General features: G+C 55.3%; 22 protein-coding genes. 14 read left to right on the top strand and 8 right to left on the bottom strand.

The annotated features are described in order from the left end of the window. The 4 genes from AUP42_RS11005 to AUP42_RS10995 all read left to right on the top strand — a co-directional run. The coding region (locus tag AUP42_RS11005) for a permease (protein WP_197468271.1) at positions 1–466 on the top strand (466 nt) is incomplete at its 5' end. Between the two features lie 110 nt (positions 467–576). Beyond that, positions 577–2,172 (top strand): peptide chain release factor 3, encoded by a 1,596-nt coding sequence (locus AUP42_RS11000; RefSeq protein WP_062951652.1) that lies wholly within the window; start codon positions 577–579, stop codon positions 2,170–2,172. A 154-nt stretch (positions 2,173–2,326) separates the two neighbouring features. Further along, positions 2,327–2,653 (top strand): hypothetical protein, encoded by a 327-nt coding sequence (locus AUP42_RS21385; protein WP_156484599.1) that lies wholly within the window; start codon positions 2,327–2,329, stop codon positions 2,651–2,653. Further along, entirely contained in the window at positions 2,650–3,771 is a 1,122-nt protein-coding gene (locus AUP42_RS10995) for an ImmA/IrrE family metallo-endopeptidase (protein ID WP_062951651.1), read from the top strand. The genes AUP42_RS21385 and AUP42_RS10995 overlap by 4 nt, the downstream gene beginning before the upstream one ends. On the opposite strand, the gene AUP42_RS10990 is transcribed toward AUP42_RS10995, so the two are convergent. The 5 genes from AUP42_RS10990 to AUP42_RS10970 all read right to left on the bottom strand — a co-directional run bounded on the left by AUP42_RS10990 (position 3,756) and on the right by AUP42_RS10970 (position 8,034). After that, on the bottom strand, positions 3,756–4,694 hold the full coding sequence (locus AUP42_RS10990) for a hypothetical protein (RefSeq protein ID WP_062951650.1): 939 nt from the start codon (positions 4,692–4,694) through the stop codon (positions 3,756–3,758). The two genes, AUP42_RS10995 and AUP42_RS10990, sit on opposite strands and share 16 nt — an antisense overlap. Continuing rightward, on the bottom strand, positions 4,695–5,786 hold the full coding sequence (locus AUP42_RS10985) for a thymidylate synthase (protein ID WP_062951649.1): 1,092 nt from the start codon (positions 5,784–5,786) through the stop codon (positions 4,695–4,697). Between the two features lie 102 nt (positions 5,787–5,888). Next, the gene (locus tag AUP42_RS10980) at positions 5,889–6,221 is read right to left on the bottom strand and encodes an AzlD family protein (RefSeq protein ID WP_062951648.1); all 333 of its coding nucleotides are present in this window, start codon (positions 6,219–6,221) and stop codon (positions 5,889–5,891) included. After that, positions 6,218–7,006 carry an AzlC family ABC transporter permease gene (locus AUP42_RS10975; protein ID WP_062951647.1) on the bottom strand — a complete coding sequence of 263 codons (789 nt, stop codon included), beginning with the start codon at positions 7,004–7,006 and terminating at the stop codon, positions 6,218–6,220. The genes AUP42_RS10980 and AUP42_RS10975 overlap by 4 nt, the downstream gene beginning before the upstream one ends. A gap of 134 nt (positions 7,007–7,140) precedes the next feature. Next, positions 7,141–8,034 (bottom strand): AraC family transcriptional regulator, encoded by an 894-nt coding sequence (locus AUP42_RS10970; protein ID WP_062951646.1) that lies wholly within the window; start codon positions 8,032–8,034, stop codon positions 7,141–7,143. Between the two features lie 345 nt (positions 8,035–8,379). Between AUP42_RS10970 and AUP42_RS10965 the strand changes: the two genes are divergently transcribed. The 6 genes from AUP42_RS10965 (at position 8,380) to AUP42_RS10940 (ending at position 18,520) form a co-directional block, all read left to right on the top strand. Continuing rightward, complete coding sequence (locus AUP42_RS10965) at positions 8,380–10,479, top strand: methyl-accepting chemotaxis protein (RefSeq protein ID WP_062951645.1); 2,100 nt, start codon at positions 8,380–8,382, stop codon at positions 10,477–10,479. Positions 10,480–10,741: 262 nt separating this feature from the next. After that, the gene (locus AUP42_RS10960) at positions 10,742–11,875 is read left to right on the top strand and encodes an efflux RND transporter periplasmic adaptor subunit (protein ID WP_062951644.1); all 1,134 of its coding nucleotides are present in this window, start codon (positions 10,742–10,744) and stop codon (positions 11,873–11,875) included. Position 11,876: 1 nt separating this feature from the next. Continuing rightward, complete coding sequence (locus tag AUP42_RS10955) at positions 11,877–15,029, top strand: efflux RND transporter permease subunit (protein ID WP_062951643.1); 3,153 nt, start codon at positions 11,877–11,879, stop codon at positions 15,027–15,029. 1 nt (position 15,030) lies between these two features. Further along, positions 15,031–16,482, top strand: a complete 1,452-nt coding sequence (locus AUP42_RS10950) for an efflux transporter outer membrane subunit (protein WP_062951642.1) — start codon at positions 15,031–15,033, stop codon at positions 16,480–16,482. Between the two features lie 100 nt (positions 16,483–16,582). Then, positions 16,583–17,206: an alpha-ketoglutarate-dependent dioxygenase AlkB family protein gene (locus AUP42_RS10945; RefSeq protein WP_062951641.1), complete on the top strand. Its 624-nt coding sequence runs from the start codon at positions 16,583–16,585 to the stop codon at positions 17,204–17,206. 273 nt (positions 17,207–17,479) lie between these two features. Beyond that, the gene (locus tag AUP42_RS10940; RefSeq protein ID WP_062951640.1) at positions 17,480–18,520 is read left to right on the top strand and encodes a LacI family DNA-binding transcriptional regulator; all 1,041 of its coding nucleotides are present in this window, start codon (positions 17,480–17,482) and stop codon (positions 18,518–18,520) included. Here the strand turns inward: AUP42_RS10940 and AUP42_RS10935 are convergent. Further along, entirely contained in the window at positions 18,517–19,113 is a 597-nt protein-coding gene (locus AUP42_RS10935; protein WP_062951639.1) for a DNA-3-methyladenine glycosylase I, read from the bottom strand. The two genes, AUP42_RS10940 and AUP42_RS10935, sit on opposite strands and share 4 nt — an antisense overlap. Positions 19,114–19,438: 325 nt before the next feature. Between AUP42_RS10935 and AUP42_RS10930 the strand changes: the two genes are divergently transcribed. The 3 genes from AUP42_RS10930 to folD are packed head-to-tail and all read left to right on the top strand — an operon-like array spanning position 19,439 to position 20,973. Continuing rightward, positions 19,439–19,735: a YggT family protein gene (locus AUP42_RS10930; protein ID WP_062951638.1), complete on the top strand. Its 297-nt coding sequence runs from the start codon at positions 19,439–19,441 to the stop codon at positions 19,733–19,735. A 9-nt stretch (positions 19,736–19,744) separates the two neighbouring features. After that, complete coding sequence (locus AUP42_RS10925) at positions 19,745–20,077, top strand: DUF167 family protein (protein ID WP_062951637.1); 333 nt, start codon at positions 19,745–19,747, stop codon at positions 20,075–20,077. Beyond that, positions 20,074–20,973, top strand: a complete 900-nt coding sequence (gene folD / locus AUP42_RS10920) for a bifunctional methylenetetrahydrofolate dehydrogenase/methenyltetrahydrofolate cyclohydrolase FolD (protein WP_062951636.1) — start codon at positions 20,074–20,076, stop codon at positions 20,971–20,973. The genes AUP42_RS10925 and folD overlap by 4 nt, the downstream gene beginning before the upstream one ends. A gap of 51 nt (positions 20,974–21,024) precedes the next feature. Here folD and AUP42_RS10915 read toward each other — a convergent pair whose 3' ends face one another. After that, complete coding sequence (locus tag AUP42_RS10915) at positions 21,025–22,953, bottom strand: SLC13 family permease (RefSeq protein ID WP_062951635.1); 1,929 nt, start codon at positions 22,951–22,953, stop codon at positions 21,025–21,027. Between the two features lie 216 nt (positions 22,954–23,169). On the opposite strand from AUP42_RS10915, the gene AUP42_RS10910 reads away from it, so the two are divergent. Then, positions 23,170–24,393: a winged helix-turn-helix domain-containing protein gene (locus tag AUP42_RS10910; RefSeq protein ID WP_062951634.1), complete on the top strand. Its 1,224-nt coding sequence runs from the start codon at positions 23,170–23,172 to the stop codon at positions 24,391–24,393. 105 nt (positions 24,394–24,498) lie between these two features. Here the strand turns inward: AUP42_RS10910 and AUP42_RS10905 are convergent, their stop codons facing one another. Further along, positions 24,499–25,269 carry an SDR family NAD(P)-dependent oxidoreductase gene (locus tag AUP42_RS10905; RefSeq protein WP_007089149.1) on the bottom strand — a complete coding sequence of 257 codons (771 nt, stop codon included), beginning with the start codon at positions 25,267–25,269 and terminating at the stop codon, positions 24,499–24,501.

Below are 25,269 nucleotides of genomic sequence, written 5' to 3'. Positions count from 1 at the left end.
CGGCGGGGCTAAAATGCGGGCACCCAAACCGCCGGTATGGTCTTTCTGGCGCGAAAGCGACCGTGTGACGAAATTTCGCCGCGACGGGGTTAAAACCGCGATGTTTCTTGGCAAATGGCTGGTTCTGGCCTTTTTGCTTGAAAGCCTGATGCTGATTTATGTTCCTGCTGAAACGGTGTCGGCTGCGGTCGGTGGGGATGGCATCCTGCCGATCCTGATTGCGACATTTGTCGGGGTTCCTGCCTATTTGAACGGTTATGCCGCCCTGCCGCTGGTCGGGGGATTGATCGGACAGGGGATGCAACCCGGTGCTGGCATGGCGTTTCTGGTGGCGGGCGGTGTGTCATCGCTGCCTGCGGCGATTGCGGTTTTTGCATTGGTCAAGAAACCGGTTTTTGCCCTGTATCTTGCCTATGCCCTGATCGGATCGTTTGCTGCGGGGCTGGTCTTCCAGCTTGTGATATGAAACCGGACGTTCTTTTGCGTTCATGTCCGATATGACGATTTCGGGATGGCGCGCGCTGTAAAAATCAGTACAGTGCGCGCCAACCCGAAATCATGATCAATGGATGAACCATGCCGACGATCGACGAGCAGGTATCGCGCCGCCGTACCTTTGCCATCATTGCCCACCCGGATGCGGGTAAAACGACACTGACCGAAAAGCTGCTGCTTTTCGGGGGTGCCATTCAGATGGCCGGTGCGGTGAAGGCGAAAAAGGAACAGCGCGGTGCGCGTTCGGACTTTATGAAGATCGAACAGGATCGCGGTATTTCGGTTTCATCGGCCGTCATGACGTTCGAGTTCGAAAAAAACATCTTCAACCTGCTTGATACGCCGGGCCACGAAGACTTTTCCGAAGATACCTATCGCGTTCTGACTGCGGTTGATTCCGCCGTCATGGTGATTGACGGTGCGAAGGGGATCGAGGCCCAGACGCGCAAGCTGTTTGAGGTCTGCCGCCTGCGTGACGTGCCGATCACGACGTTTGTTAACAAGCTTGACCGTGAGGCACGTGATTCGTTCGAACTGATTGATCAGATCGAACAGGATCTTGCCCTTGATGTATCGCCGGTGACATGGCCGATCGGCTCGGGCCGTGATTTCCATGGCTGCTACGATCTGGTCAATGATCAGCTTCTGTTCATGGAAAAAGGCGGCAACGTCGCCAAGGAAGCCATTCCGATCAAGGGGCTTGATGATCCGAAGCTTGATGAGCTGATCCCGGATTATCTTCTGGAAAAACTTCGTGAAGAAGTCGAAATGGTGCGTGAAATCTGCCCGCCATTTGATTTGCAAAGCTATCGCGAGGGGCATCTGACACCGGTCTTCTTTGGGTCGGCGGTCAATAACTTTGGCGTGCGTGAATTGCTGCGCGGAATTGGCGATATCGCGCCGACCCCGCGCCCGCAGGAAGCGGCAACGCGGCTGGTCGAGGCGGCCGAGCCAAAGGTTTCGGGCTTTGTGTTCAAGGTGCAGGCCAATATCGACCCCAATCATCGCGACCGCATCGCCTTCATCCGCCTGTGTTCCGGCCATTTCAAACGTGGCATGAAATTGAAGCATGTGCGCGCAGGCAAACAGATGGCGGTGCATAACCCGATGCTGTTCTTTGCCAATGAACGCGACATTGCCGAAGAAGCATGGCCGGGCGATATCATCGGCATTCCGAACCACGGCACATTGCGCATCGGTGATACCCTGACTGAGGGTGAAGACCTTCGTTTCCGGGGTGTTCCGGCCTTTGCCCCGGAATTGCTGCAGAAGGTGCGCCTTGATGATCCGCTGAAAGGCAAACATCTTCAGCGCGCGCTGGAGCAGCTTGCCGAAGAAGGCGCATCACAGGTGTTTAAACCGATGATGGGGGCGGACTGGATCGTTGGTGTGGTCGGGCAGCTTCAGTTCGAGGTTCTCAAAGAACGCATTTCTGCCGAATACGGCATCAAGGTGCATTTCGAACCGACACCGGCCTATGCCGCGCGCTGGGTGATTGGCAGCGATCCGCTGGAAATCAAGAAATTCCGCGATGCCAACCAGTCAGCCCTGTTCGAGGATCACGACGAAACGCTGGTCTTTATCGCGCGCAATGCCTGGCATCTTGAAACCACGCAACGCGATTGGCCGAACCTTAAATTCGAAGCGACGCGTGAACAGAATATGATTGCGGCGTAAACAGTGGATCAGATCAAAACGGAAAAAGCCGCCTTCAGATGAGGGTGGCTTTTTCTTTACTCAACCTTAGGGTATTTTATGTGATAATACTCTCGCCATTGGGGAGTTTGGCGTCTGCAAAAGTATAAATAGCAAGCAGTAGGGTGTCGAGTTCTTGGAACTGACCTTTTCAACTAAGTTCATGAGAGACTTGGCAGCAGATTCAAAAAAGGCATATAAGCATCTCGGTGCCGATAACGGACAGGCATTTATTGGTGTAATCGCCGACTTCAGGGCTGCTGTTTTTGTTGGTGATGTGCCGGGAAATCCTGCGTCAGTAAGGCGCGATGATCAAAGTTTCCGTATTGACTGGGTAGTTTCTTCAACTTGTACTCTGCATACTGTTGTTACAGTTGCCAGCACCAGTAACGATGAAGCTTGGAGAGATTGTTATCGCATTCGCTTGGATACAGTGACACTGGGCAAGGAGATATTATCTTGATATTCGAACCCAATTGGGCTTCCCCGCCAGGTGACACTATTTCCCGACTTGCTGCAGCGAGTAACCTCTCAACTCATGAGCTTGCTGAACGCATTGGTTTTGAAGAAGATGTGTTCATTGGCGTCATGGAAGGGCGTGTTCGAATCTGCGATGAGATTGCGGATGCTCTCTCTGATCTCCTCGGGGCTTCGCGGCAATTCTGGATTAACCGCTACGATCAATTTGTCAGTGATAGAGCTCGGCTTGAAGAGCCTAAAGCAGACGTGTCGTTCGCAAAATGGGCGCTTGATTTTCCGGTTAAGTCACTTCGAGAATTTGGGTGGCTACCTGATGGAAGTCGCGGAGATCAACTCACGAGCGATATTCTTAGTTTTTTCGGTTGTCAGAGTATTTCTCAATGGAATGAAAGATACTCTACGGGCATAGGTCAAGTTGCGTTTCGCACCTCATTCGCTTATGAGGAAGATGAAATGGCTACTTTGGTTTGGTTGCGCGCTGGAGAGTTGTTCAGTGAACAGCTTAGCCTCGGTAAATTCTCTGCAAAGAAATTTCGAAATGTCCTTCCGAGCCTAAAAATACTCTGTGCATATAAACGGCCTGAAGTGTTCTTCCCTAAGCTACAAGCCGCATGCGCGGAACATGGTATTGCTTTAGTCAGTTCTCGTGCGCCAAAAGGATGCCGCGCTAGCGGTGCAACATGGACAAACCATAGTGGAGCTCCTGTTATCTTGATGAGCTTTCGTTACCTGAGCGAAGATCATTTTTGGTTTACGTTTTTTCACGAAGCCGCTCACGTGGTGCTGCATGGAACAGATCATATCTCTCTCGATGGAGTTGATCCTTCCCCATTGGCCTCTGGGCAGATTGAAGATGAAGCGGATACGTTTGCCCAGGAAATCCTATTGCCAAACGCTTTGAGGCAAGAGCTATCTAATCGACGACTTACTCGTCCGTTTGTGCGTAAAGTCGCTCGTCAAGCGGGGGTGACACCGGGAATTGTAGTGGGCCAAATGCAAAAACTTGGAATGCTGCAACCGAGCCAATTTAATGATTTAAAACGTCGCTACCGTTGGCAAAGTAATACTTTGCTACCTGAGATGTGTCAGCCTCGGAAATAGACATACTGATCGGGACTTTTTTGCCAATTACAAAGACTATCTTCGATAACCTGTTTTCCTACATCGAGATAATCATCGATTGCATCAACCCGACGTTCTAGATTTTTGCCTGACATACCGTAGTCTGTGTCATTGAAGAATAGTAGTCGTGCTCCGAACAACGGGCCTGATGCACCGGTAAGGTAGACGCTACCTGGTGTAATAGGTGCAAGGCCGAGCTTTTCGAGCATGGTGAGGAAATCAAACCTCCCAAGTCGCCCTCCTCCAAAGCGGGAGACACCATGCATTGAATTGTAGAGGCTGTGAAAAGTACCTGTAGGTTCTTGGCCTATTTCTTTGTGAATATTTAATATAAGATCTCTAAAACCCCCAAACTGTGTTTGCCATTCATAAAAGGTTCTAAATGTTCTTGCGATGGCAAGGGGGCTTTTGCTTTCGTATTTTCTGTGATTTGAGTACCGACCGGATACGGAAATATTTGAAAGATTTTGCGAGTTCTGCGCTAGCATGTTTTCAAATAGATTTTGGTTGTTTCCGTAAACGGCGAAGTCCCAAGTAGGTCCAGAATTGAAAGATCCGTAGACATTTCTGGCGAGCTTCCATCCGTCTATAGCGTGCTTTCCAAAATGCGTTGATATGAAGGTCAGCCAAACTGCTCCATCAATATTTCCTTGCCGACCTAGGTACATAGCGCCTTTGATTGGGTCAAATGCGCTGGAATGTGGATCAACGCGAGATGGGGCGATATCTCTGGAACGCAATGCTTCTGTATAAGCGATCCGTCTTAGGCTTGAGATGATTTGGTCAGCCCAACAGTTTCGACGTTGCTGGTTGGTCAAACCTAGAAAGGGGCCTAAGAATTTCTCCGCGGCCGAAATTCGTTGAAGAATATCGGCCTTCTTGTCTCTGTGGATGCCCTTCATTCAATTCTTTCCTTGGTCGGCATAATCAAATAAATCTCGAATCGGTGGGTTTTTGGTGTTTAATCTGTCCATGATATAAAGACGATAAACGTTGTCCATTTCTCCCATTATTTTTATCACCTCCCTTAGTTGATTGTTTTTTTTCGTATCGTCCGGATTAGTCTTTTTGATGATGTCAAATATTTTATGAATTCTGAATAAGCTTACGAAATCCTTCCAGTAAGGATCTAATTTAACGGGAGGAGTATAGCCCAGATTTCCCGTCCGGATCGCTTCTTCAGCATCTTTAACATGTTTGATGCTTTCCCACGGGTCGCCCTCGGGCATTGCAGGCATCGGAACAGACTCATGTAAGCCCTCATCGAAATAACTCTGAGCTTTCGCATGGAGATTACTAGATGCTCTTTGCTGAGTGGATTCGGGCTCGTCGTGATAAAGGTGTAGGCTTGCTACTGAGTGGGTGTACTCTCCCAAACCCACGCCGAGTTCACGCGCTGCTATTTCTTGCAGCATTGTGAATGAAAACACGTCATGAGGAAGTCCGAGATATGCATCGTTGGACCGCATGTGAGTATGCATTAGCAAGCGGTTTTTGCGAATAGCGAATTGTATCGTACAAGTACAAGGCTTGTCTTTATTCTTTGGTTTGTCATCTTTATTTGAATAAATTTGGATGACGGCATTTCTTGAGCCGGGGCGCTCTCTAAGATTGTTTAATGCCCGATCCCACTCACTTTTTCCTGTAAGTTTTTTTGCGGCTGCATGCCCAAATAATCTTGGCCCATACGCTCCTTTGGCTAAAACGCCGTCGCTTGAATATTGGTGGTAGCTTGGGATGTAATGAGAGATAAAATCTATGCTTTCATCGCCAGCCAAGTACCAAAACAATTCACCCAACGGACTAAAGGCCTTGGCTCTTGAAAATGACCGACTCAGGCGCGCACGAGGGTTTTCAAGTTCAAGTAGAGCACCAAACACTTCAGTGCTGGTGCCTTTTTGCGAGTTGACCAAGTAATTACTTCGACCGGAGAGTAACTGTTTGAAAACAGATCTCATTAGATCGTCGATACTTTTTCCGCTAGCGTGAAACATTGAAAATTCAGCCTCATCTTTTGGTTGAATTTCCGATGCATCGTGTATTATTTCAAGCTCTAATTTAATAATGTTTCATATTGTTTATACAGATAAGCAAGCTTAGCTATTCGCGATAAAATATCGCCCCACACCGACCAGAATCATGCCAACTGCCATCGCGGCAAACAGGTTTCGGGCAAGCGCCATGGTAATCACGGTAGCAGCGGCGCCAGCGACGCCGATGGAACCCGCAGACAGGGCACTTGGGATCCAGACGGAAATCAGAACTGCGCCCGGCAGGCGTTCAAGCACATGCGCCCAGCGACCGTGTTGCGGCAGGCGGTCGGCCATCAGAAGGCCGCCAAGGCGCATGCCATAAGTGACAATCGCCATGCCAAGAATGGTCAGGACCGAGGCGGTGCTGAAAGTGGTCAGATCGGGGAAACTCATCATTTGCCGGCCTCCGTCGAATAGGTGCCTTCGGGGGCGCCAAAGGTATCTGCTGCTATTTCAGGTTCGGGTGCGGTGTCGTCCATGTCTTTGCGCCATGTCAGGGCGGCAACCACAACCCCGGCCCCGGCACCGGCAAGGATCGACCATGTGCCGGGCAAGGTGTAATGCCCGATCAGAGATCCGATGGCAGCCGCCAGCCACGGCAGAAGATCAACCCGACCCTTCCACATGCCGACCGTGAGTGCGGCAAAGACGGCGGTAAAGGCGAAATCAAGCGCATAGACATTCGGGTCGGGTATGCCCCCGCCCAGCAGATAGCCGATGGTGTTGCCCGTCGCCCAGACAATGCCAAGGAAAATCCCGCCACCGAGCAGGAAGCCCGGATTGGCAAGGTTTTCCTGCGTCATGGTGACGGCCCAGTTTTCATCGGCCACCATATGCATGCCGCAGATTTTGACCCAGAGCGGACGGCCACGAAACACCGGGCGCAGGGATGCGCCGATCAGGACATAGCGCAGATTGATCACCGCCGTTGCGACAATGATGGTGGCAGCAGGGATGGTTTCGCGCCACAGATCGACGGACACAAACTGTGCCGATCCGGCAAAGACCGTGAGGCTCATGAACAGAAGTTCACCCAGCGACAGGCCGCGCTGTGTGGCGAGCACGCCCAGCACCGCGCCAAAGATCATGGTGCTGGGCAGCAGGGGCAGGCAGGCGAGGGCGCCGCGTCTAATGGTGTCGGCATCGAAATGCCGTGTCGGGGCAGATCCGGGGCGAGACATCTTGTGCGTTTCCGTTTTTTATCGCTGGTGGCGACTTATGACTATTGGTGGTGGGCGAGGAGCCTGCCCTTAATCTAGGGAAGTTCCAAACAGGAATATTGGACGATATTGCTGTTTCGTAATCAAGCCGGGGGCTAGCGGGATTTTTTGGCTGCGGGGGCTAGGCCCGCGATGAAGGCGCCGGGGCTGACGCCCCACATGGTTTTGAAATGACGGTTGAGGTGGCTTTGATCGGCATAGCCGGTGGCCGCGGCGACATCGGCGATGCCAAAGCCGTCAAACAGCATCCGTTTTGCGCGGCGCAGACGCATGTGATTGAAATAGGTGTGCGGTGGCAAGCCGGTGGCATGGCGGAAGACGCGCAGCAGGTGAAAGCGGCTGAGCCCGGTCAGGCTTGCCAGTTCATCAAGCGATATGTTGGCATCAAGATGATCGGCCATATAGTCGATGACGGCACGCACACGTTTGTCTTCGGAGCCCGGTTGATAGGAAAAGGGCGGCGCATCGGCATGGCGAAGGGCCAGGCGGGCGGCACTGTACAGAAGCTGGCTGTCGCGTTCGAGCAGGGTTGTTGTCTGATCAAGGTCGGGGCGGAACATGCGGTGCAGGGATTGCAGTTGCAGATGCAGTTCCGGGTCATCGACCACATGATTGCCAAAAAACGGCAGGCCGGTGCTGTTGGGGGAGAGCTCGGCCACCAGATCGCCAAAGATTTCAGGCGCGATAAACATGATCTGATACTGGTAACCGTCATCGGATGCCGGGCCGCCGTCATGGACCTGCATCGGGTTCATCATCAGCAACTGACCACGTCTGGCGACATAGTTGGTGCCGCCGGTCATGAATTGTTCGGCCCCGTTCAGGATGGTGCCGAACGCATAATAATCATGGCTGTGTTTGGGAAAGGAGAAGCGTTTGTAATCGGCTTCGAACAAATCAATCCCGTCCGCCGCGCGCCAGTGACGGGCGATTTCCCGATGGTGATCGGGTGCGCTGCGCGCAGGATTGGGTCGAACTGCATTGGCCATGGGGCAAGTATAATCACTCGGTTGCCGTTCGGCTTGCATATTCTTGCTGTTTAATCGGGTGGTTTTTCGGGGCTGCGTGCCTTACGTGCGAATCGATAAACAGGTCACGGATTCTGCCGTTTTTGGCCTCTGACATACGCATAGGGCCGGCTTGTGCAATGGTATAAGGCGGGTTCGGTTGGCTTATTTTGCAACGCAGCAAATGTTCGAATGAACATTCGAACGTCCTCATCTGTGCGAATTCGAATAGACAAATGGGGATTTCATCTAACTGTTACAAAAACGACGCGAAAGCCGGGTTATTGATCGCGGAAATGTCCCACATTCCGGATCATTGGAGATCCCATGTTTCTCGACCGTATTCGCATTGGCTATCGCATTTTTGCGGGCTTTCTTGTGCTTGTCGTCATGCTGCTAGGGTTAAGCGCCCTGTCATCCTGGTATCTGCTGGGCTTTGGCGGGCATGCCGACCGTATTGCAAAAAGCACCCAGCTTGTCGGGCTTGCAAACGAATATGCATTGAAGCTTGAACGTCTGTCGAACCAGGTTCTTCTGTTTGCGCAGACGGTTGACCCGATGGATCGCGAGGGTATTTCGACCATCCGCGAAAGTGCCGAAGCCAGCGGTGCGGCCCTGATCAATCAGCTTCGTGCCGAGGGTGACAGCGAAAAGGCAGACGCGCTTGAGAGCCTTAATGCGGAATATATCGCAACGCTTGAGCCGCTTGTCCTGCGGGCGGAAAACCTGACGGCGGCGTCCGACACCATGCTTCTTGGAGCCCATCAGCTTGGCAAATCGGCGGGCGAACTGGTTGATTTCATCACCAAACGCGATCCGGCACTTGCCGAAAAATATGCCGACAAACTTGGTTCGGCGAACCTCAGTGCCATCGTCAACAGCCTGCAATATGCGATCCTGCGCACCCCGGAATCACTTGATGCGGCACGCACGGAAACCTCGACCCTGACCGACCTTCAGGAAGAAATCAAAAATTCGGTCGATGGGTTGAAACGCGCGGACAAGAAGCTGTTTTCCTATGCGGTGCGCGACAATGACCTGTTGAAGCAGGGGGCGAACCAGCTTGAGGGGTCGATCGGTGGCTTCCGTCAATCAATGGATGATTTCAAGTCAGCCGTCCGCGAAGTGCAGGCGATCACCCAGGATATCCGCGAGGAAGCCGTGGCGGGTCAGAATATGCTGGTCGAGGCTGCACATGGTGAATCCGAAAACAAGGCGATCACCAATATGGTGGTGGCCGGGATCGGTGCGCTGATCGCGTTTGGTCTGGCGATCACGATTGCGCTTAGCATCCTGCGTCCGTTGCGTCGGGTGAATGGCGATATGACACGGTTAAGCGAAAACAACACCGATATCGATCTGGTCGATTTCAATCGCGGTGATGAATTTGGTGCGATGTCGCGAACCGTGGCGATCTTCCGCGAAAATGCGCTTAAGATCGAACAGATGGCCGAGGAACGCATTGCCCTTCAGCGCGAGGAAGAAGAAAAACGCCGCGCATCCCTGGGGGCGATGGCCGAGACCATCGAAGGCGAAACCGCAGGTCTTGTGCAATCCGTCACCCATCAGGTGACCCGGATGCGTGATGCGGTGGGCGAGGTTGCTGCCGCCGCCGAACGTGTGACCGGCCAGACCGAAATGGCGACCAATGCGGCCGAACAAAGCCAGTCGCACGCCCATTCGATCAGCGAGGCGGCAACGCGGCTTTCCGATGCCATCGGGTCGATTGCCAACCGGGTTGACCGGCAGCGCGCCATTGCCCAGAACGCGGTGGGATCGACCCAGCAATCCGCCGAGGCGGTCGATGACCTTCGCGAAGTGGCGACCAGTATCGAGCAGATTGTCGATCTGATCCGCGGGATTGCAGGGCAGACCAACCTTCTGGCGCTTAACGCGACCATCGAGGCGGCACGCGCAGGCGAAGCGGGCAAAGGCTTTGCCGTGGTCGCGGCCGAGGTCAAGAACCTTGCAGGTCAAACCGCGCAGGCAACCGAGCAGATCACAGCCCATGTCAGTGCGATGGGCAATGTGACGGACCGTTGTGTTCGGTCGATGGAAGATGTCGGTGTGACCGTGCGCGACATGATGTCGATTTCCGAAGAAGTGGCAGGTGATGTTGAACATCAGCGCCGCGAGACCGAGGAAATCAGCCTTGCGATTGCATCGGCCAGTGATGCGGCGCTTCATGTCAGCAATGCCATCCACGAGGTATCGCGCGATATCGAGGTGACGCGGAAACTGAGCATCGATCTGACACGTCGGGCGGACGAGGTTGATCGTAATGTGACCGAGCTTTCCGGGTCGCTTGACCGGGCGGTGGAATCCGCCGCGAGTGATGAAAGTCGTGCTGATGGGGATGACGGCGAGATGGACGAGGCGTCCAATCTTGTTGATTTCCCGGCGCAATATATTCGTGGGGCTGCCTGATCCGGCTTTTTCGCTGATTTTGGTCATTTAACCAGCCAAAAGCCTGTGCAGCATTGCACGGGCTTTTGTGCTTCTGGGGCTGTGCGGGTGATCCGGATCGGCCTATTGAACCTATTACCTGATGAGTACAAGTTGCGACATTTCTGATACAATTTTCCGGTCGCTGCCTTCGGGGAACTAACGTAAGGTCTATGATACTGACTTTAAGACATTTTCAGCGATGTATTTGCATGATTCCAGAACACACGAGAACGGGCATTCGATGTCACGCACAGGTAGGCTAGTCGTATTTCTGTTGGTTATTGCCGCGGCCGGTGGCGGCTGGTTTGCCTATGACAAAGGGATGTTGCCTTTTGTCGGGGCAGGAAGCGTTGCCGGGGGCGATGGCGCAAGCCGTTCGGGCAACCCGGCCCTGCCGGTGATTGCCGAATATGCCAGCATCATGGAAGAAAAGACGGTTGTCGAGGCGGTCGGAACCGGTCGGTCGACACTGGGCGTTTCGATCTATCCGGCAGTTTCGGGCGAAGTCAGTGATGTTCTTTTTCATGCCGGTGAAACGGTTTCACGCGGGCAGGTTCTTTTGATCCTTGATTCCGATCGGGAACGGCTGGCGCGTGATCTGGCATCAGTGCAGGTCAAGGATGCAAGCCAGCTTCTGGACCGGTACGAGCAGGCCCGTCCGCTTGGCGCGGTATCGGCAAGCGAGGTGGATGCGGCACGCACCGCCCTTGCCGAGGCGCGCATAAGGCTGGATCAGGCCGAGGTTGACCTTGCCGACCGCACCATTCTGGCCCCGTTCAATGGCACGGTTGGCATTCCGCAGGTGGAGCCCGGCGACCGTGTGGACAGTTCCACATTGATCGCGACACTTGATAATGTCGAAAGCGTTCTGGTCGATTTTGAAGTTTCCGAAACCCGGTTTGACAATGTGAAAATCGGGCAGTCGCTTCGGGTGGAAACCTGGAGCCTGCCGGGGGAATGGTTTGAGGGGACGGTTGATTCAATCGCCAGCCGTATTGATCCCGAAAGCCGCACATTCAATGTGCGTGCGCGCATTCCCAACCCGACCGGAAGACTTCTTTCGGGGATGTCCTTTGCTGTTTATGTCGATATCGAAGGCCAGACTTATCCGTCGGTTCCGGAAATTTCGGTTTTGTGGGGCGATGGTGGCACCTATGTCTGGCGGATCAAGGATGACAAGGTCGAACGGGTTCCGGTCCGTGTCGTAAAGCGGACACAGGGACGCATCCTGCTTGACGGGCCGATTGCCAAGGGTGATCTGGTGGTGGTCGAAGGCGTGCTGCGCCTGCGGCCGGGCCGAGATGTGGCGGCGACCATCCGCAGCGGCGATGAAACCGGTGTTGCCCAGCGCAACGGCACCGGCGAAGGGTCGTAACATGCAGGACGGGAATCAGAACGAAAACCAGAATGATCTGGCGTCACTCAGCATCCGTCGCCCCGTTCTTATTTCCGTGGTGTCGCTTTTGATCATTCTGGCGGGTCTTGCCGCCATGCTGGGTGTTGAAATCCGCGAGCTGCCCAACGTTGATCAGCCGACGGTCACGGTTTATGCGACCTATGACGGGGCCTCGCCCGAAACGGTTGATGCCGAGGTCACAAGCCTTCTTGAAGGGGCAGCGTCGCGCGTCAGTGGTGTCAAACGCATCAGTTCAAACAGCGAAGAAGGCACGTCGCGGGTTCGCGTCGAATTTTATCCCGACATTGAAATCAATGATGCGGCCAATGATATTCGCGAGGCGGTCAGCCGCGCGTCAAGAACCCTTCCCGACGAGGTTGAGGATGTCCGCGTGGTCAAGGCGGATGCGGATGCCAGTGCGATCATGCGGCTTGCGGTGGTCAGCAATCGGCTGACCGAGGAAGAGCTCGCCAATATCGTTGATGACCAGATCAGCCCGGCGCTGCTTTCCGTGCCCGGTGTGGCCGAAATCACGATCAATGGCGAACGCGAAAAGGTTCTGCATGTCCGGGTCGATCCGCTGCGACTGGCCAGTTACGGCTTTTCGGTTCAGGACGTTGCCGATGTTCTGAGAACCGCCAAGTTCGACATTCCCGCCGGCAGTTTTGATTCCAGCGATCAGAAGCTTTTTGTCCGGGCGGATGCGTCGGTCTGGGAGGTCGAGGACGTCAAACAGATGTTCATCCGCAATCAGGTGCGGCTGGGTGATGTGGCGGATGTCTATTACGGGCCCGATGATGCGACGTCCTATGTGCGCCTTGATGGCCGGACCGTGATCGGGCTTGGCGTTGTCAGGCAGGCGCAGTCAAACACGATTGCGATATCGGATGGCATTCGCGAGGTGGCCGAACGGCTGAACAGCCAGTACGACGATATCGACGTTTTCGTGAACTCGGACGATGCGGTGTTTATCGAAGGCGCGCTTTGGGAGGTTCTGAACAGTCTGGCGCTGGCCATCATTATCGTGATCGGCGTGCTTTATCTGTTCCTGCGGTCCTTTACCGCGACACTGATCCCGACGGTGACCATTCCGATCGCGCTTGTCGGGACGGTGGCCGCGATCTGGATGATGGGCTTTTCGATCAATATCCTGACGTTGCTGGCGCTTGTTCTGGCGACGGGGATGATTGTTGATGATGCGATTGTGGTGCTGGAAAACATCCAGCGCCGCCGTCATCAGGGATTGGGATCGATGGCGGCCGCGGTTCTGGGAACGCGGCAGGTGTTTTTTGCGGTAATTGCCACCACACTGACGCTGGTATCGGTGTTTGTGCCGATTTCGTTTTTGCCCAGCACGGCGGGCCGCCTTTTCCGGGAATTTGGTTTCGTGCTGGCATTTTCGGTTGCGGTGTCGTCGTTTGTGGCTCTGTCGCTGTGTCCGATGCTGGCATCGCGGTTAAAGCATATCGACCCGCATGACGGGCAAAAGGATGCCAAGCCCAACTTCCTTGAACGGATCGGCCTCTATTGTTCGGGTGTTTACAAATACATTCTGGAATGGGTTTTGCGGTTCCCGCTGATTACCCTGATCGTGTCGATCTTCGCCGGGGTGCTGGCATTTGGGGTCTATAACACGGTCACACAGGAACTTCTGCCCGACGAGGATCGCGGGCGTATTCTTGTATCGCTGCGCGGGCCGGACGGGGTTGGCATCGATTACATGGACCGGCAGGTCGAAACGGTTGAAAACATCCTGCGTCCGATTGTCGAGGCCGGTGATGCCTATAACATCTATACCATTGTCGGGCTTTGGGATCCGAACCGTGCGCTTGTGATTGCACCACTGGTGCCGTGGAACGAGCGCAGCCGCAGCCAGCAGGATATCAGTAATTCGATCCGCGGAAGTCTTGAGGCATTGCCCGGTGTTCAGGCCTTTGTCTATCAGCCCAACAGCCTTGGTTTGCGTGGTGGTACCGGCGAGGGATTTGAATTTGCCCTGACGGGGACGAATTACCGCACGCTGGCGGCGAATGCGCGCGCCATGCAGCAGGAGCTTGAGGCGAATTATCCCCAGTTTGTCGGGCTTCGGGTTTCCTATCAGACGACCCAGCCGCAATTGCTGGTGAATATTGACCGGCAGCGGGCCTTTGACCTTGGCATTCCGATTGAAAGTCTTGATACGACCCTTCGCACGATGATCGAGGGATATGAAGTTACCGAGATCACGGTGGATGATGAAAACATCCCGGTGAAGCTGCGCAGCAGTGCGGGCAGCATCAATGACCCATCCGATCTTGAGAACCTGTTTGTCAGCAATGGCGAGGGGCGTATTTTGCCGCTGTCATCGGTCATCAGTCTGACCGAAGAAGCGGTTGCATCCGAACTTGAACGCGAAGGGCAGCAGCGTGCGGTCAAGATTTCGGGCAATCTTGCGCCGGGTTATACCCTGCAGCAGGCGGTTGTCGATATTGACGAGGTTGCAGACAGGGTGCTGCCACCGGGCATGAGCGTCCTGTTCCTTGGCGATGCGGCGACACTTGGCGAAACATCGCATGATGTGCAGATCACGTTCCTGATTGCGGTGCTTGTCGTGTTGCTGGTGCTTGCCGCGCAGTTCGAAAGCTTCATGTCGGCCCTTGTGGTTGTCCTGACCGTTCCGTTCGGGTTGGCTGCGGCAATTTATGCGCTGGGCCTTAGCGGCACATCGATCAATATCTATAGCCAGATCGGGTTGGTGATGCTGGTCGGGCTTATGGCCAAGAACGGCATTCTGGTGGTGGAATTTGCCGATCAGTTGCGCGATGCCGGGAAATCCGTGCGCGAAGCCGTTCATGATGCGGCGATGATCCGCCTGCGGCCGATCATGATGACGATGATTTCGACCGTGCTTGGCGGGTTGCCGCTTGTGCTTGGCACCGGAGCCGGGGCCGAGGCGCGTGCGGCGATTGGCTGGGTGGTGTTTGGCGGGCTTGGTTTTGCGACGGTCTTTACCCTGTTTCTGACACCGGTTCTTTACCTTCTGCTGGCGCCGCTGGTTTCGGCCCGTGCCGATGGGGGCAAGAAACTGCAAAGCCAGTTGCGATCTGCGGAAAGCATTCCCGACAAGGGCGAGATTGAAGGAAGTACCAGCTAGAATGTCTGTAAAACGTCTTTCAATCTGTTGTGCCCTGCCGCTTCTGATCGGACTTTCGGCCTGCCAGACGGTCGGGCCGGATTATGTTGCGCCGAAATTTGATCTTGTCGGGGCCTATACCCCGCCGGTGCCGGTAATTGCAGCCAATCAGGCCGACCATGGCCGTTGGTGGGAAAGCACCAGTGATCCGGTTTTGCGCGATCTGATCGCGCTTGGTCTTGCCAATAACCTTGATTTGCGGATCGCGGCCAGCCGGATCGAGGAAGCCCGTGCGGTGGCGCGCGGGGTATCGGGGGCAAATGGCATTGAGGTCGGTGCCAGTGTTAATGGTGATGCCGAACGCGGCACATCATCGCGCGAACGCGGCGATCAGACGACGGACCTCGGATTTGGGGCCGGCATCGATTTTTCATGGACGGCGGATGTCTGGGGCGGGCAGCAGCGCGAGGACGAAGTCGCGCTGGCGGATTATCTGGAACAGGTTTACCTGCGCGAGGACGTTTATCTGACGGTGATTGCCGATATCGTGCGCAACTATATCGAGCTGCGCGGTACGCAGAAGCGTCAGGAATTGCTGCGCAGTTCGCTCGATCTGCAACGCCAGACCAGCAACATCGTTCAGGTCCGCATGCAGACGGGGCTGGCGTCCGAGCTTGATCTGTCGCGTGCCCGTGCCGAGGTTTCCGATATCGAGGCGACATTGCCGACATTGCAGACCGATATTGACCGGTCGATCAACGCGATTGCCATCCTTCTGGGCGCGCAGCCAGGGACCTATCGTGATCGTCTGGTGGATGTGCAGCCGCTGCCGGAATTTGACAGTGCGCCGCCGATTGGTATTCCGGCCGATCTTTTGCGCCGTCGCCCCGATGTCCGCGCAGCGGAGCTTTCATTGATTTCCGCGACGTCTGAAATTGGGGTTCAGACGGCTGATCTTTATCCCGAATTGACGCTGGACGGGTCACTCGCGCTTGGAGCGACGGGATATGGCTCGGGGCCGATTGTCCGTACCGCGATGGCCGCCATCGGGGCAGTGATTGATGCGACGCTGTATGATGGCGGGGCACGGCAGGCCGATATAGATGTTGCCGAACAACAGGCGCAGCAGGCATTCTACAGCTATCAGCAGACGCTTCTGGTCGCCATTCAGGATGTTGAAAGTGCGATTTACGGCTATGTCGGGGCGGTTCAGCAACGCGATTCCCTGATTTCATCGGTGCAGTATCACCGTCAGGCGTTCGAGCAGTCGCGGGTGCGGTATGTTCAGGGGCTTTCAAACTTCCTTGATGTGCTTGATTCGCAGCGCACCCTGACGCAGTCGCAGCAGGACCTTGCGGATGCGGAAACCGATCTGGAACTGGAAACCATCAATCTTTATGCCGCGGTCGGACTTAGCGTTGATGATGTCGAACGTTATGCCGACAAGGCCGGGATTGACATGAATAATGGCTAACGCCGCCAAACATCTGTAATAACGCTGATTTCCATAAGCTGTTGCTTGTTTTCGCCGTCAGTTCGGCCTAGGTCTTGGGTATCGTGAACCGGGGAAGAAAATGACGGGCGATCTGTTTGCCAATGAACCACCACACAATCTGCTGCCCTTTGACGGGGAGGCATTGCTGCTGCGTGAGGTCATGGCGGCAAGTGATGCGGATCGCGCGTTTGAACGGCTGTTAAGCGGTATTGTCTGGCAGCAGGAAATTGCCAGGCTGATGGGGCGCGAGATTGCCGTGCCGCGATTGACGGCATGGTATGGCGATGTGGCCTATCGTTATAGCGGTGTTTATCACCCGGCATCGCCATTTCCGAAAATCGTCGCCCCACTTCGCGAGCTGGCGGAAGAAAAATCCGGTGCCTCGTTTAACACGGTTCTTCTGAACCATTATCGCGACGGGCGCGACAGTGTTTCGTGGCATGCCGATGACGAGGATGTGCTGGGCGAAAATCCGGTGATTGCCAGCCTGTCATTTGGCGAGGAACGGCGGTTCCATTTCCGGCACAAGAAAACCGGGGATCGGGTCAGTGTCGATCTGCCGCATAATTCGTTGCTGATCATGCGGGGCGCGACACAGCATCACTGGTTACATCAGATCCCCAAAACCGCGCGCCAGATCGGACCGCGGATTAATCTGACATTCCGTCATACCGCGCCGGAAAACAAGGTGCGCGGTCGATGAGTTCGGGGGGCTGTGAAAAAAGCCGCCCCGGTCAGGGCGGCTTGAAGTCAGCAATTCGAGATTGCCGGGAAAACCGTCAACACCAGGGTGCAAACGGACAAACGCATAGGCTGTTGTGCAATCGGTGCGTGCAAGAATGAATCGATTCAATGAATGCAGTGTGGCGGTTCAGAAGGGGTTCTGTCAATATCGGGATGAACCGATTCAAAAAAATGTCACGGGATGACCGGTTGATCCGCAAGCCGGGGTGAATAAAGGGGAGACATCGCAAGGATGGCAAAACGGGTACGTCTTCTGGATGTGGCCAAGGCGGCCGGGGTATCGCAGGGCACGGCATCAAATGCCTTTGGCAAGCCTGATTTGGTTCGCAAGGAAGTCCGGGAACGCATTCTGGAAGTTGCCAGGGAGCTTGGCTATCGCGGGCCGCATGTGATGGCGCGGATGCTCCGCACCGGCAAGGCCGGGGCGCTTGGCGTGGTGTTTCCCGATAACCTTGAATATGCCTTCAGCGACCCGGTGGCGATTGAGCTTCTGCGCGGTGTCGGGCGGGAATGTGCCCGGCAGGCAGTCAATATGATGATCATTTCCGCCGAAAATCCCGAACAGGCGATTACCGCGATCAACAATGCCGCCGTCGATGCCTTTTTGGTGCATTGCTATTCCGACGATAACGACATCATTTCCGCCATTCAGCGCCGCAACCAGCCACTGGTCTGCATTGATACCGATATCGCCGGGGCGGCGGGCACCGTGGTGCTTGATGATTTTGCCGGGGCGCAAATGGCGGCCCAGCATTTGATTGATTGCGGAGCGCGCAGGTTTGCCATCCTGTCCCTGCAGGCCAATAAGGCGGAAAATTTCGGCCCGATGAACGCCAAACGCCGCGGTGCAGTCAGCCACCGTGTGGTGCGTGAACGGCTTGGCGGGTATCACGCGGCCCTTAAGAAGGCCGGGATCGCGATTGAGGATATCGTTCATATCGAATGCGAAAACATGTCATCGCACAGTGCAGAAATGGTCGAAACCATGTTGCGTGATCACCCGGAAATCGACGGTATTCTGGCGATGTCCGATGTGATTGCCATCGGTGCACTTGATGGCGCGCGCGCAAGTGGCCGCAAAGTCCCCGATGATCTTAAGGTCATCGGCTTTGATGGTATTGCGGAGGGCGAACGCACCGACCCGCCATTATCGAGCATCCGACAGGATTCTGTTGAAAAAGGGCGGCTGGCGGCCGAAATGGCGCTTGGCGAGGCGGAAAGCGACAACCGCGTTCTTGAAACCAGCCTGCTTGTCCGCGGATCGACGGCCTAAGCCGATTTACCCGAAAGGGCCGCGTAGCAGTGACAATCGGTGGTGTGGTCCATCACAAGGCCGGTGGCCTGCATGAAGGAATACATGATCGTGGTGCCGACGAACTTCATGCCGCGTTTTTTGAGGTCCTTGGACAGGGCATCGCTAAGTGCGGTGGATATGGGCACGTCGGACATGGCCTTCCAGTGGTTGATGACCGGTTTGCCGCCGATGAAATCCCAGATATAGGCATCAAAACTGCCAAATTCCTTCTGGATTTCGATGAAGGCGTTGGCATTAAGGATGCTTGCCGCGACCTTGGCCCGGTTGCGGATGATGCCCGGATCGGCCAAAAGCGATTGTTGTTTGGCTTCGTCATATTTCGCGATCTTCTGGACATCGAAATTATCGTAAGCCGCGTGATAGGTGTCGCGCCGCGCAAGGATCGTCAGCCAGCTTAAACCCGCCTGCGCACCTTCGAGGATCAGCATTTCGAAAAAATGCCGGTCATCATGGACCGGAACGCCCCATTCCTGATCGTGGTAGTCGACGTAAAACGGCTTGTCGAGATGGGTTTCGGCCCATTTACAACGGGGGAGCGTGTTCGCCGACATGATCGATCCTTCTTTGTCGTTTGATGGCTGCGCATTTTTGGATGGGATCGGTGGACCTGGCAAGCCTGATGACTTTATCCTGACATTTCTCCTGACAGAAACTGTCGAAAGGTGGCTTTGCCCGATCATTTTTGCGAAATGATGGAGCCAAAACTGCGCGATGTCTGGTGAAGCAAGTCACATCATGTGGAAAACTTGATTAAAGCATCGCAAATTAGGCGCTCTGTGCTTGCGCCCGAGGCCAAGGCCGACTAGGTTTTGCAGCGTGTTAACACAATTCCGATCAGATCGGCCCGATCTGGACCGACTGCGAGAAGGAGCGGCGATGCTGGCGATTTTTTGGCTTATTGACACCGTTATTGGTATCTACATTTTCATGCTGATTGCTTCGGCAATCCTTTCATGGCTTGTGGCATTTGACGTGATCAATTCCAGCAACCGGTTCGTTTATATGGTTGGCGATTTCCTGTACCGGATTACCGAACCGGCATTGCGACCGATCCGCCGGATCATTCCGAATCTGGGTGGCATTGATATTTCGCCGATCATCCTGATCCTGATCCTGCAATTCGCCAACATGCTGATTCAGACAGACGTGCGCGCAGCCGTGATGGGTTACTAAACCGGCGGGATGGAAAAACCGTTCTGCGAGACGCTGGCGAATGGATCGGGTATCCGGCTGTTTTTGCGCCTGACACCAAAGGCTTCGCGAAATGCGATTGCCGGGGTGGGCGTTGATGGCAACGGGCAGCAGCAGATCAGGGCAATGGTTACGGCCGTGCCCGAAAATGGCAAGGCGAACATCGCCCTGATAAAGCTTTTGGCAAAAACGGCCAAATGGCCTAAATCGTCAGTCGAAATTGTTGCCGGGCATACGGACCGCAACAAGGTTCTGGAAATTTCAGGCGATCCGGACGCACTCATCGCGCAACTTCATGAACTGACGGGCGGACAAGACATATGAGCGACGCAAAAATCATCGACGGCAAAGCATTCGCGGCCAAATTGCGCGGCGATATCGCAGCAGAAGTGGCCAAGCTTAAAGATGCGCACGGCGTCACGCCGGGCCTTGCGGTTATTCTTGTCGGTGAAGACCCGGCAAGCCAGGTCTATGTCCGCAACAAGGGCAAGCAGACCATCGAATGCGGCATGAATTCGTATGAGCACAAGCTTTCCGCCGATACGTCGCAGGAAGAGCTTCTGGCGCTGATCGCAAAGCTGAATGCCGATCCCAAGGTTCATGGCATCCTGTGCCAGTTGCCGGTGCCCAAACATATCGACGATCAGGCGATCCTTGCGGCCATCGATCCGGCCAAGGATGTTGACGGTTTTCATGTCGTCAATGCCGGTGCACTGGCAACCGGGGGCGAGGGATTTGCACCCTGCACGCCTTATGGCTGCCTGATGCTGCTCAAAGATACCCTAGGTGATCTTTCGGGGATGCGGGCGGTGGTTGTCGGCCGGTCCAACATCGTTGGCAAGCCGATGGCGCAGTTGCTTCTGAAGGAAAGCTGTACGGTGACCATCGCGCATTCGCGCACCCGTGACCTGCCCGAAGAAGTCCGCCGTGCCGATATCGTCGTTGCCGCGGTCGGCCGCCCGAACATGATCAAGGGCGACTGGATTGCACCGGGTGCCACCGTGATTGATGTTGGCATCAACCGCGTTGAAGGGGCCGAGGGCAAGATGAAACTTGTCGGTGATGTCGAATTTGAAACTGCATCGAAAATCGCCGGTGCGATTACCCCGGTTCCGGGCGGTGTCGGCCCGATGACGATTGCCTGTCTGTTGAACAACACCCTGATTTCGGCGTGTCGCGCCAATGGCCTTGCGGTACCGAACCTTGGTTTTGATAGCTAAGATGTCATGCAATTGAATTAAAAAAGGGCAGCCCAAAGCTGCCCTTTTTCGTTACAGAGGCCAAACCCAAAGCAACATCGGTACCCCAACAGCGACGACAATGATTTCAATCGGTAGTCCGAGCCGCCAGTAATCGCCAAAGCGGAAGCCGCCGGGGCCAAGGATCAGCGTGTTGTTCTGATGGCCAATCGGGGTCAGGAAGGCGCAGGAGGCTCCGATGGCGACCGCCATCAGGAAGGCGTCGGGATTGACGTCCAGATGGCCGGCACTGCCAATCGCAATAGGGCACATGACGGCCGCGGTGGCGGCATTGTTCATGAAATCCGACAGCGTCATGGTGATGATCAGGATCAGGCCAAGTGCTATGATGGCATTCCCCTGTGCGACCCAGTTTAACAGGAAGCGGGCGAGAAGGTCGGCCGTGCCGGTGGTTTCCATCGCGGTTGCTACCGGGATCAGGGCAGCGAGCAGGACAATCACCGGCCAGTCAACCGCGTCATAGACATTGCGCGGGGCGACGACGCGGGTCACCATGGCGAGCAGAACCCCGATGGCAAAGGCAACCGCGGCCGGCATGACGCCGAATGCCGCAGCCCCGATGGCGGCAGCCATGATGGCCGATGCCTTGAGCGCCTGAGCATTATCCGGGATGCGTAGCGAACGTTGGGCAAGCGGCACACAGCCAAGACGTGATGCGAAATCCTGAATGGCGGCGGGTGGTCCCTGCATCAGAAGGACGTCACCGGCCTTCATCGACATGGTGCGAAGGCGCGCCATGGAGCGTTGACCCTGTCGCGATACGGCTAGCAGGTTCACGCCATAACGGGTGCGCAGATTGATGTCGGTTGCCGATCTGCCGATAAAGCCGGAGTTCGGCAAAATCGCCAGTTCCATCAAAGCGATATCATCGGACTGGATCGCGGCACGGCGGCTGTTATCCGGGTTTTCCGCATCTGTTTCGGGTGTTTTGGCACGTTTTTCGGTCTTTGAAGACGCTGTGGCTGCAGATTTTGCGTCAGAATCGGCCTTTTCATCCGATTTTTCGGCTTTTTCGAGCTGTTTAGCTTCTTTTTCCTGCGCTTCGAGGTCGCGTAATTCTTCTTCGAGTTTCAGATCAAGGGCGGAAAGAGCGACGGCAAGTGCTTCGGGGTCGGCTTCGATGATCAGGATGTCGTTTTCATGCAGTTCGCGGTATGGGTTGGGGGCGGGAATGCGTTTTTCATTGCGGATCAGCCCGATGACCTGCGCGTCGCCTTTTTCAAGTTCGCGGTTCACATCGCGCAGCATCATGCCGATTGCCTTGCTGCCCGCGGCAATGCGTGCCTCGGTCAGGTAGGAGCCGGTTTCAAAGCCCTCTGCCCCGGCGCGTTCGCGGGTGGGAACAAGCCAGCGGCCAAACACCATGACGAAAATCAGACCGGCGGCGGCAACAACAATCCCGACCGGAGTGTAATCAAACATCGTAAAGCCGCCCTCGCCCGCCTCGGCGCGGAAACCGGCGACGATCAGGTTGGGCGGGGTCCCGATCAGGGTGGTCATGCCGCCCAGAATCGATCCGAAGGCGAGCGGCATCAGGATTTTGCCCGGAGGCAGGTTCTGTTTGGCGGCGATTTGCAGGGCGACGGGCATCAGAAGGGCCAGCGCGCCGACATTGTTCATGAAGGCCGACAGGATGGCCGCTAGCAGGCTGAGGGCGGCCATGGTGACGACCGGTCCGGCAGATTGCGGCAGAACCATGCGGGTCAGGTTATCGACCGCGCCTGATTGCTGAAGTGCCGATGACAGGATCAGGATACAGGCAACCGTGATCACCGCCGGATGACCGAAACCCTGAAAGGCCCCATCAACCGGCACCAGCCCGGCGACCACGCAACATAGCAGGGATGCCATCGCAACCATGTCATGACGCCAGCGGCCCCACAGGAACATCACGACCGTTCCGACAAGAATGGCAAGGATCAGAATTTGTTCGAGTTCCATGGATGCCTGTCTGGTTGCTTCATCGGGTTGAAAACATGGTCAGGATCAAAGATGGCAGAAACATAGATGCCACAGGGAATAGAAACCCCAGGGAATAGAAACCGGCCATAGGAAACGATCCGACCCACCGAAATGTTCCTGCAACCTACTGACATAATTGTCAGGAGTGTATGATACCATCACACTGTTTTTCTTTGCGATTTTTCAAAGGCCACCATGATTAACGACAAAGCCGCGATTTCCGTATCCGCCCGACAGGCGCGCAATCTGGCCCTTGCCGCGCAGGGGTTTGATCAGGACGAGAGTCGCCCGGTGACCAAGCGCCGGATCATGAAAGCCATTCGCCAGACTGGCATGTTACAGGTCGACAGTGTCAATGTTCTGACGCGCGCGCATTACATGCCGGTTTTTTCCCGGCTTGGCGTTTATGACCCGGCCGATCTTGATCAGCTGAGCTGGGGCAACGCCCGGCAGCGGCGATTGTTTGAATATTGGGGCCACGAGGCATCGATGATTCCGGTCGAGGATTACGGGCTTTATCGCTGGCGCATGGCGGATGCCGCCGAGGGCAAAGGTACCTGGGGGCAGATCGCCAAAATGATCCGTGATCATCCTGAATTTGTGCGCAGCATTCTGGATCGGATCGAAAGGGAAGGGGCACTTGCCGCCAGTGATCTGGAACAGGAAGGCGCATCAAGTTCGAAATGGTGGGGATGGTCGAAAACCAAAACCGCGATGGAATTCCTGTTCTGGAGCGGGCAGGTGATGGCGCGCAAACGGCGCACCAGTTTCGAGCGGGTCTATGATCTGCCCGAACGGATCATCGGGCCGGAGGCGCTTGAACCGCCAATGCCGCGCGCAGAGGCCCAGCGTGCCCTGATCCGCAACGGGATTGCTGCGATGGGCATCGCGACCGAAGCCGATCTTCGAAAATATTTCCGCCTGCCGACAGAGGATGCCAAGGCACGGGTTGCCGAAATGGTCGAAGACGGCACTTTGTTGCAGGCGGATGTCGAGGGCTGGAAACAGCCGGGATATTTGTGCCCGCATGTCAATCCGCGCTGCCGTGCGAAGCCAACCGCCTTGATGGTACCGTTTGATCCGATCATGTGGGAACGCGACCGGGTGGAACGGATTTTCGGTTTCAATTACCGGATCGAAATTTATGTCCCGGCGGAAAAACGGCAATATGGCTATTACGTTCTGCCGTTCATGCAGGATGGGAAATTTGTTGCGCGTGTTGATCTGAAAGCGGATCGGCAGGAAGGGGTTCTTCGGGTGCAGAGCGCGCATCTGGAAGAGGGATGTGATGCGGCCACCGTTGCGGGCGATCTGATGGTGCATCTGTCGCGACTGGCGCGTTTTTTGGGGCTTTCGGGTGTCGTGGTTGTCCCGTGCAATCCGTTTTCTGTGTATCTGGCCGGTCAGCATCAAGACTAAAAAGGTGAACGGGGCGTAGGTCCCACAACCACGCCCCGTTCCACCACGGTCCTGACCTGATCGCAGAAGCTTCAGGACAATGCGATCAACAGTTTTACCTGTGCCTTACCAGCAGGTATAACCCCCATCAGCCAGGACAATGGAGCCGGTCATCAGGCTGGACGCGTCGGATGCCAGGAACAGCACGACCGATCCGATTTCCTCGGTCAGGCCAAGGCGGGCCATCGGGGTGCCGTTGATCCAGGCGTCATACATGTCCGGCTTGGATTTCACGAATTCATTTAGTGGTGTTGCGATATAGGTCGGTGCAACAGCATTGACACGAACACCACGCCCGCCCCACTCGGCGGCAAGAGACTTGGTCAGATGATGCACGGCGGCCTTGGATGCGTTGTAATAGGCCTGTTCCTGCGGCTTGTTCACGATGAAGCCCGACATGGAGCCGACATTGACGATCACGCCGTTTTTCTTGGCCAGCATCTGTTTGCCAAATTCGCGGCAGCACCAGAAGGTGCCGTTCAGGTTGACGTCAATGACGTTAAGCCAATGTTCGTCGGTCACGGTTTCAGCCGGGGTTTCCGAACGGGCGATACCGGCATTGTTGACCAGAATGTCAACGCCGCCTTCACGGCCCATTTTTTCGGCACTGGTGCGGACCTGATCGGTGTTGGTGACGTCCATGATGTCGATATCGGCGGTGTAACCCTTTGATTTCAGGTAATCACGGCCTTCTTCGGCCACACCTTCGCTAATGTCACCGATAATGACATGCGCGCCTGCTTCTGCCAGTGCCTCGCAGCATGACAGGCCAATTGCGCGACCGCCCCCGGTGACATAGGCGCGGCGTCCGGTAAGATCGAACTTCTTAAGGTACAT

Source organism: Thalassospira lucentensis, assembly GCF_001613805.1.
GTDB classification, from domain to species: domain Bacteria; phylum Pseudomonadota; class Alphaproteobacteria; order Rhodospirillales; family Thalassospiraceae; genus Thalassospira; species Thalassospira lucentensis_A.
The sequence above is the reverse complement of the archived record's forward strand: the minus strand, read 5'-3'. Positions and strand labels throughout refer to the sequence as shown.

Bases quoted from the DNA above. Each gene is read 5' to 3' on its own strand.
- AUP42_RS11000 (WP_062951652.1), top strand. From the start codon at position 577: ATGCCGACGATCGACGAGCAGGTATCGCGCCGCCGTACCTTTGCCATC.
- AUP42_RS10990 (WP_062951650.1), bottom strand. From the start codon at position 4,694: ATGAAGGGCATCCACAGAGACAAGAAGGCCGATATTCTTCAACGAATT.
- AUP42_RS10985 (WP_062951649.1), bottom strand. From the start codon at position 5,786: ATGTTTCACGCTAGCGGAAAAAGTATCGACGATCTAATGAGATCTGTT.
- AUP42_RS10980 (WP_062951648.1), bottom strand. From the start codon at position 6,221: ATGATGAGTTTCCCCGATCTGACCACTTTCAGCACCGCCTCGGTCCTG.
- AUP42_RS10975 (WP_062951647.1), bottom strand. From the start codon at position 7,006: ATGTCTCGCCCCGGATCTGCCCCGACACGGCATTTCGATGCCGACACC.
- AUP42_RS10970 (WP_062951646.1), bottom strand. From the start codon at position 8,034: ATGGCCAATGCAGTTCGACCCAATCCTGCGCGCAGCGCACCCGATCAC.
- AUP42_RS10965 (WP_062951645.1), top strand. From the start codon at position 8,380: ATGTTTCTCGACCGTATTCGCATTGGCTATCGCATTTTTGCGGGCTTT.
- AUP42_RS10960 (WP_062951644.1), top strand. From the start codon at position 10,742: ATGTCACGCACAGGTAGGCTAGTCGTATTTCTGTTGGTTATTGCCGCG.
- AUP42_RS10955 (WP_062951643.1), top strand. From the start codon at position 11,877: ATGCAGGACGGGAATCAGAACGAAAACCAGAATGATCTGGCGTCACTC.
- AUP42_RS10950 (WP_062951642.1), top strand. From the start codon at position 15,031: ATGTCTGTAAAACGTCTTTCAATCTGTTGTGCCCTGCCGCTTCTGATC.
- AUP42_RS10945 (WP_062951641.1), top strand. From the start codon at position 16,583: ATGACGGGCGATCTGTTTGCCAATGAACCACCACACAATCTGCTGCCC.
- AUP42_RS10940 (WP_062951640.1), top strand. From the start codon at position 17,480: ATGGCAAAACGGGTACGTCTTCTGGATGTGGCCAAGGCGGCCGGGGTA.
- AUP42_RS10935 (WP_062951639.1), bottom strand. From the start codon at position 19,113: ATGTCGGCGAACACGCTCCCCCGTTGTAAATGGGCCGAAACCCATCTC.
- AUP42_RS10930 (WP_062951638.1), top strand. From the start codon at position 19,439: ATGCTGGCGATTTTTTGGCTTATTGACACCGTTATTGGTATCTACATT.
- AUP42_RS10925 (WP_062951637.1), top strand. From the start codon at position 19,745: ATGGAAAAACCGTTCTGCGAGACGCTGGCGAATGGATCGGGTATCCGG.
- folD (WP_062951636.1), top strand. From the start codon at position 20,074: ATGAGCGACGCAAAAATCATCGACGGCAAAGCATTCGCGGCCAAATTG.
- AUP42_RS10915 (WP_062951635.1), bottom strand. From the start codon at position 22,953: ATGGAACTCGAACAAATTCTGATCCTTGCCATTCTTGTCGGAACGGTC.
- AUP42_RS10910 (WP_062951634.1), top strand. From the start codon at position 23,170: ATGATTAACGACAAAGCCGCGATTTCCGTATCCGCCCGACAGGCGCGC.
- AUP42_RS10905 (WP_007089149.1), bottom strand. From the start codon at position 25,269: ATGTACCTTAAGAAGTTCGATCTTACCGGACGCCGCGCCTATGTCACC.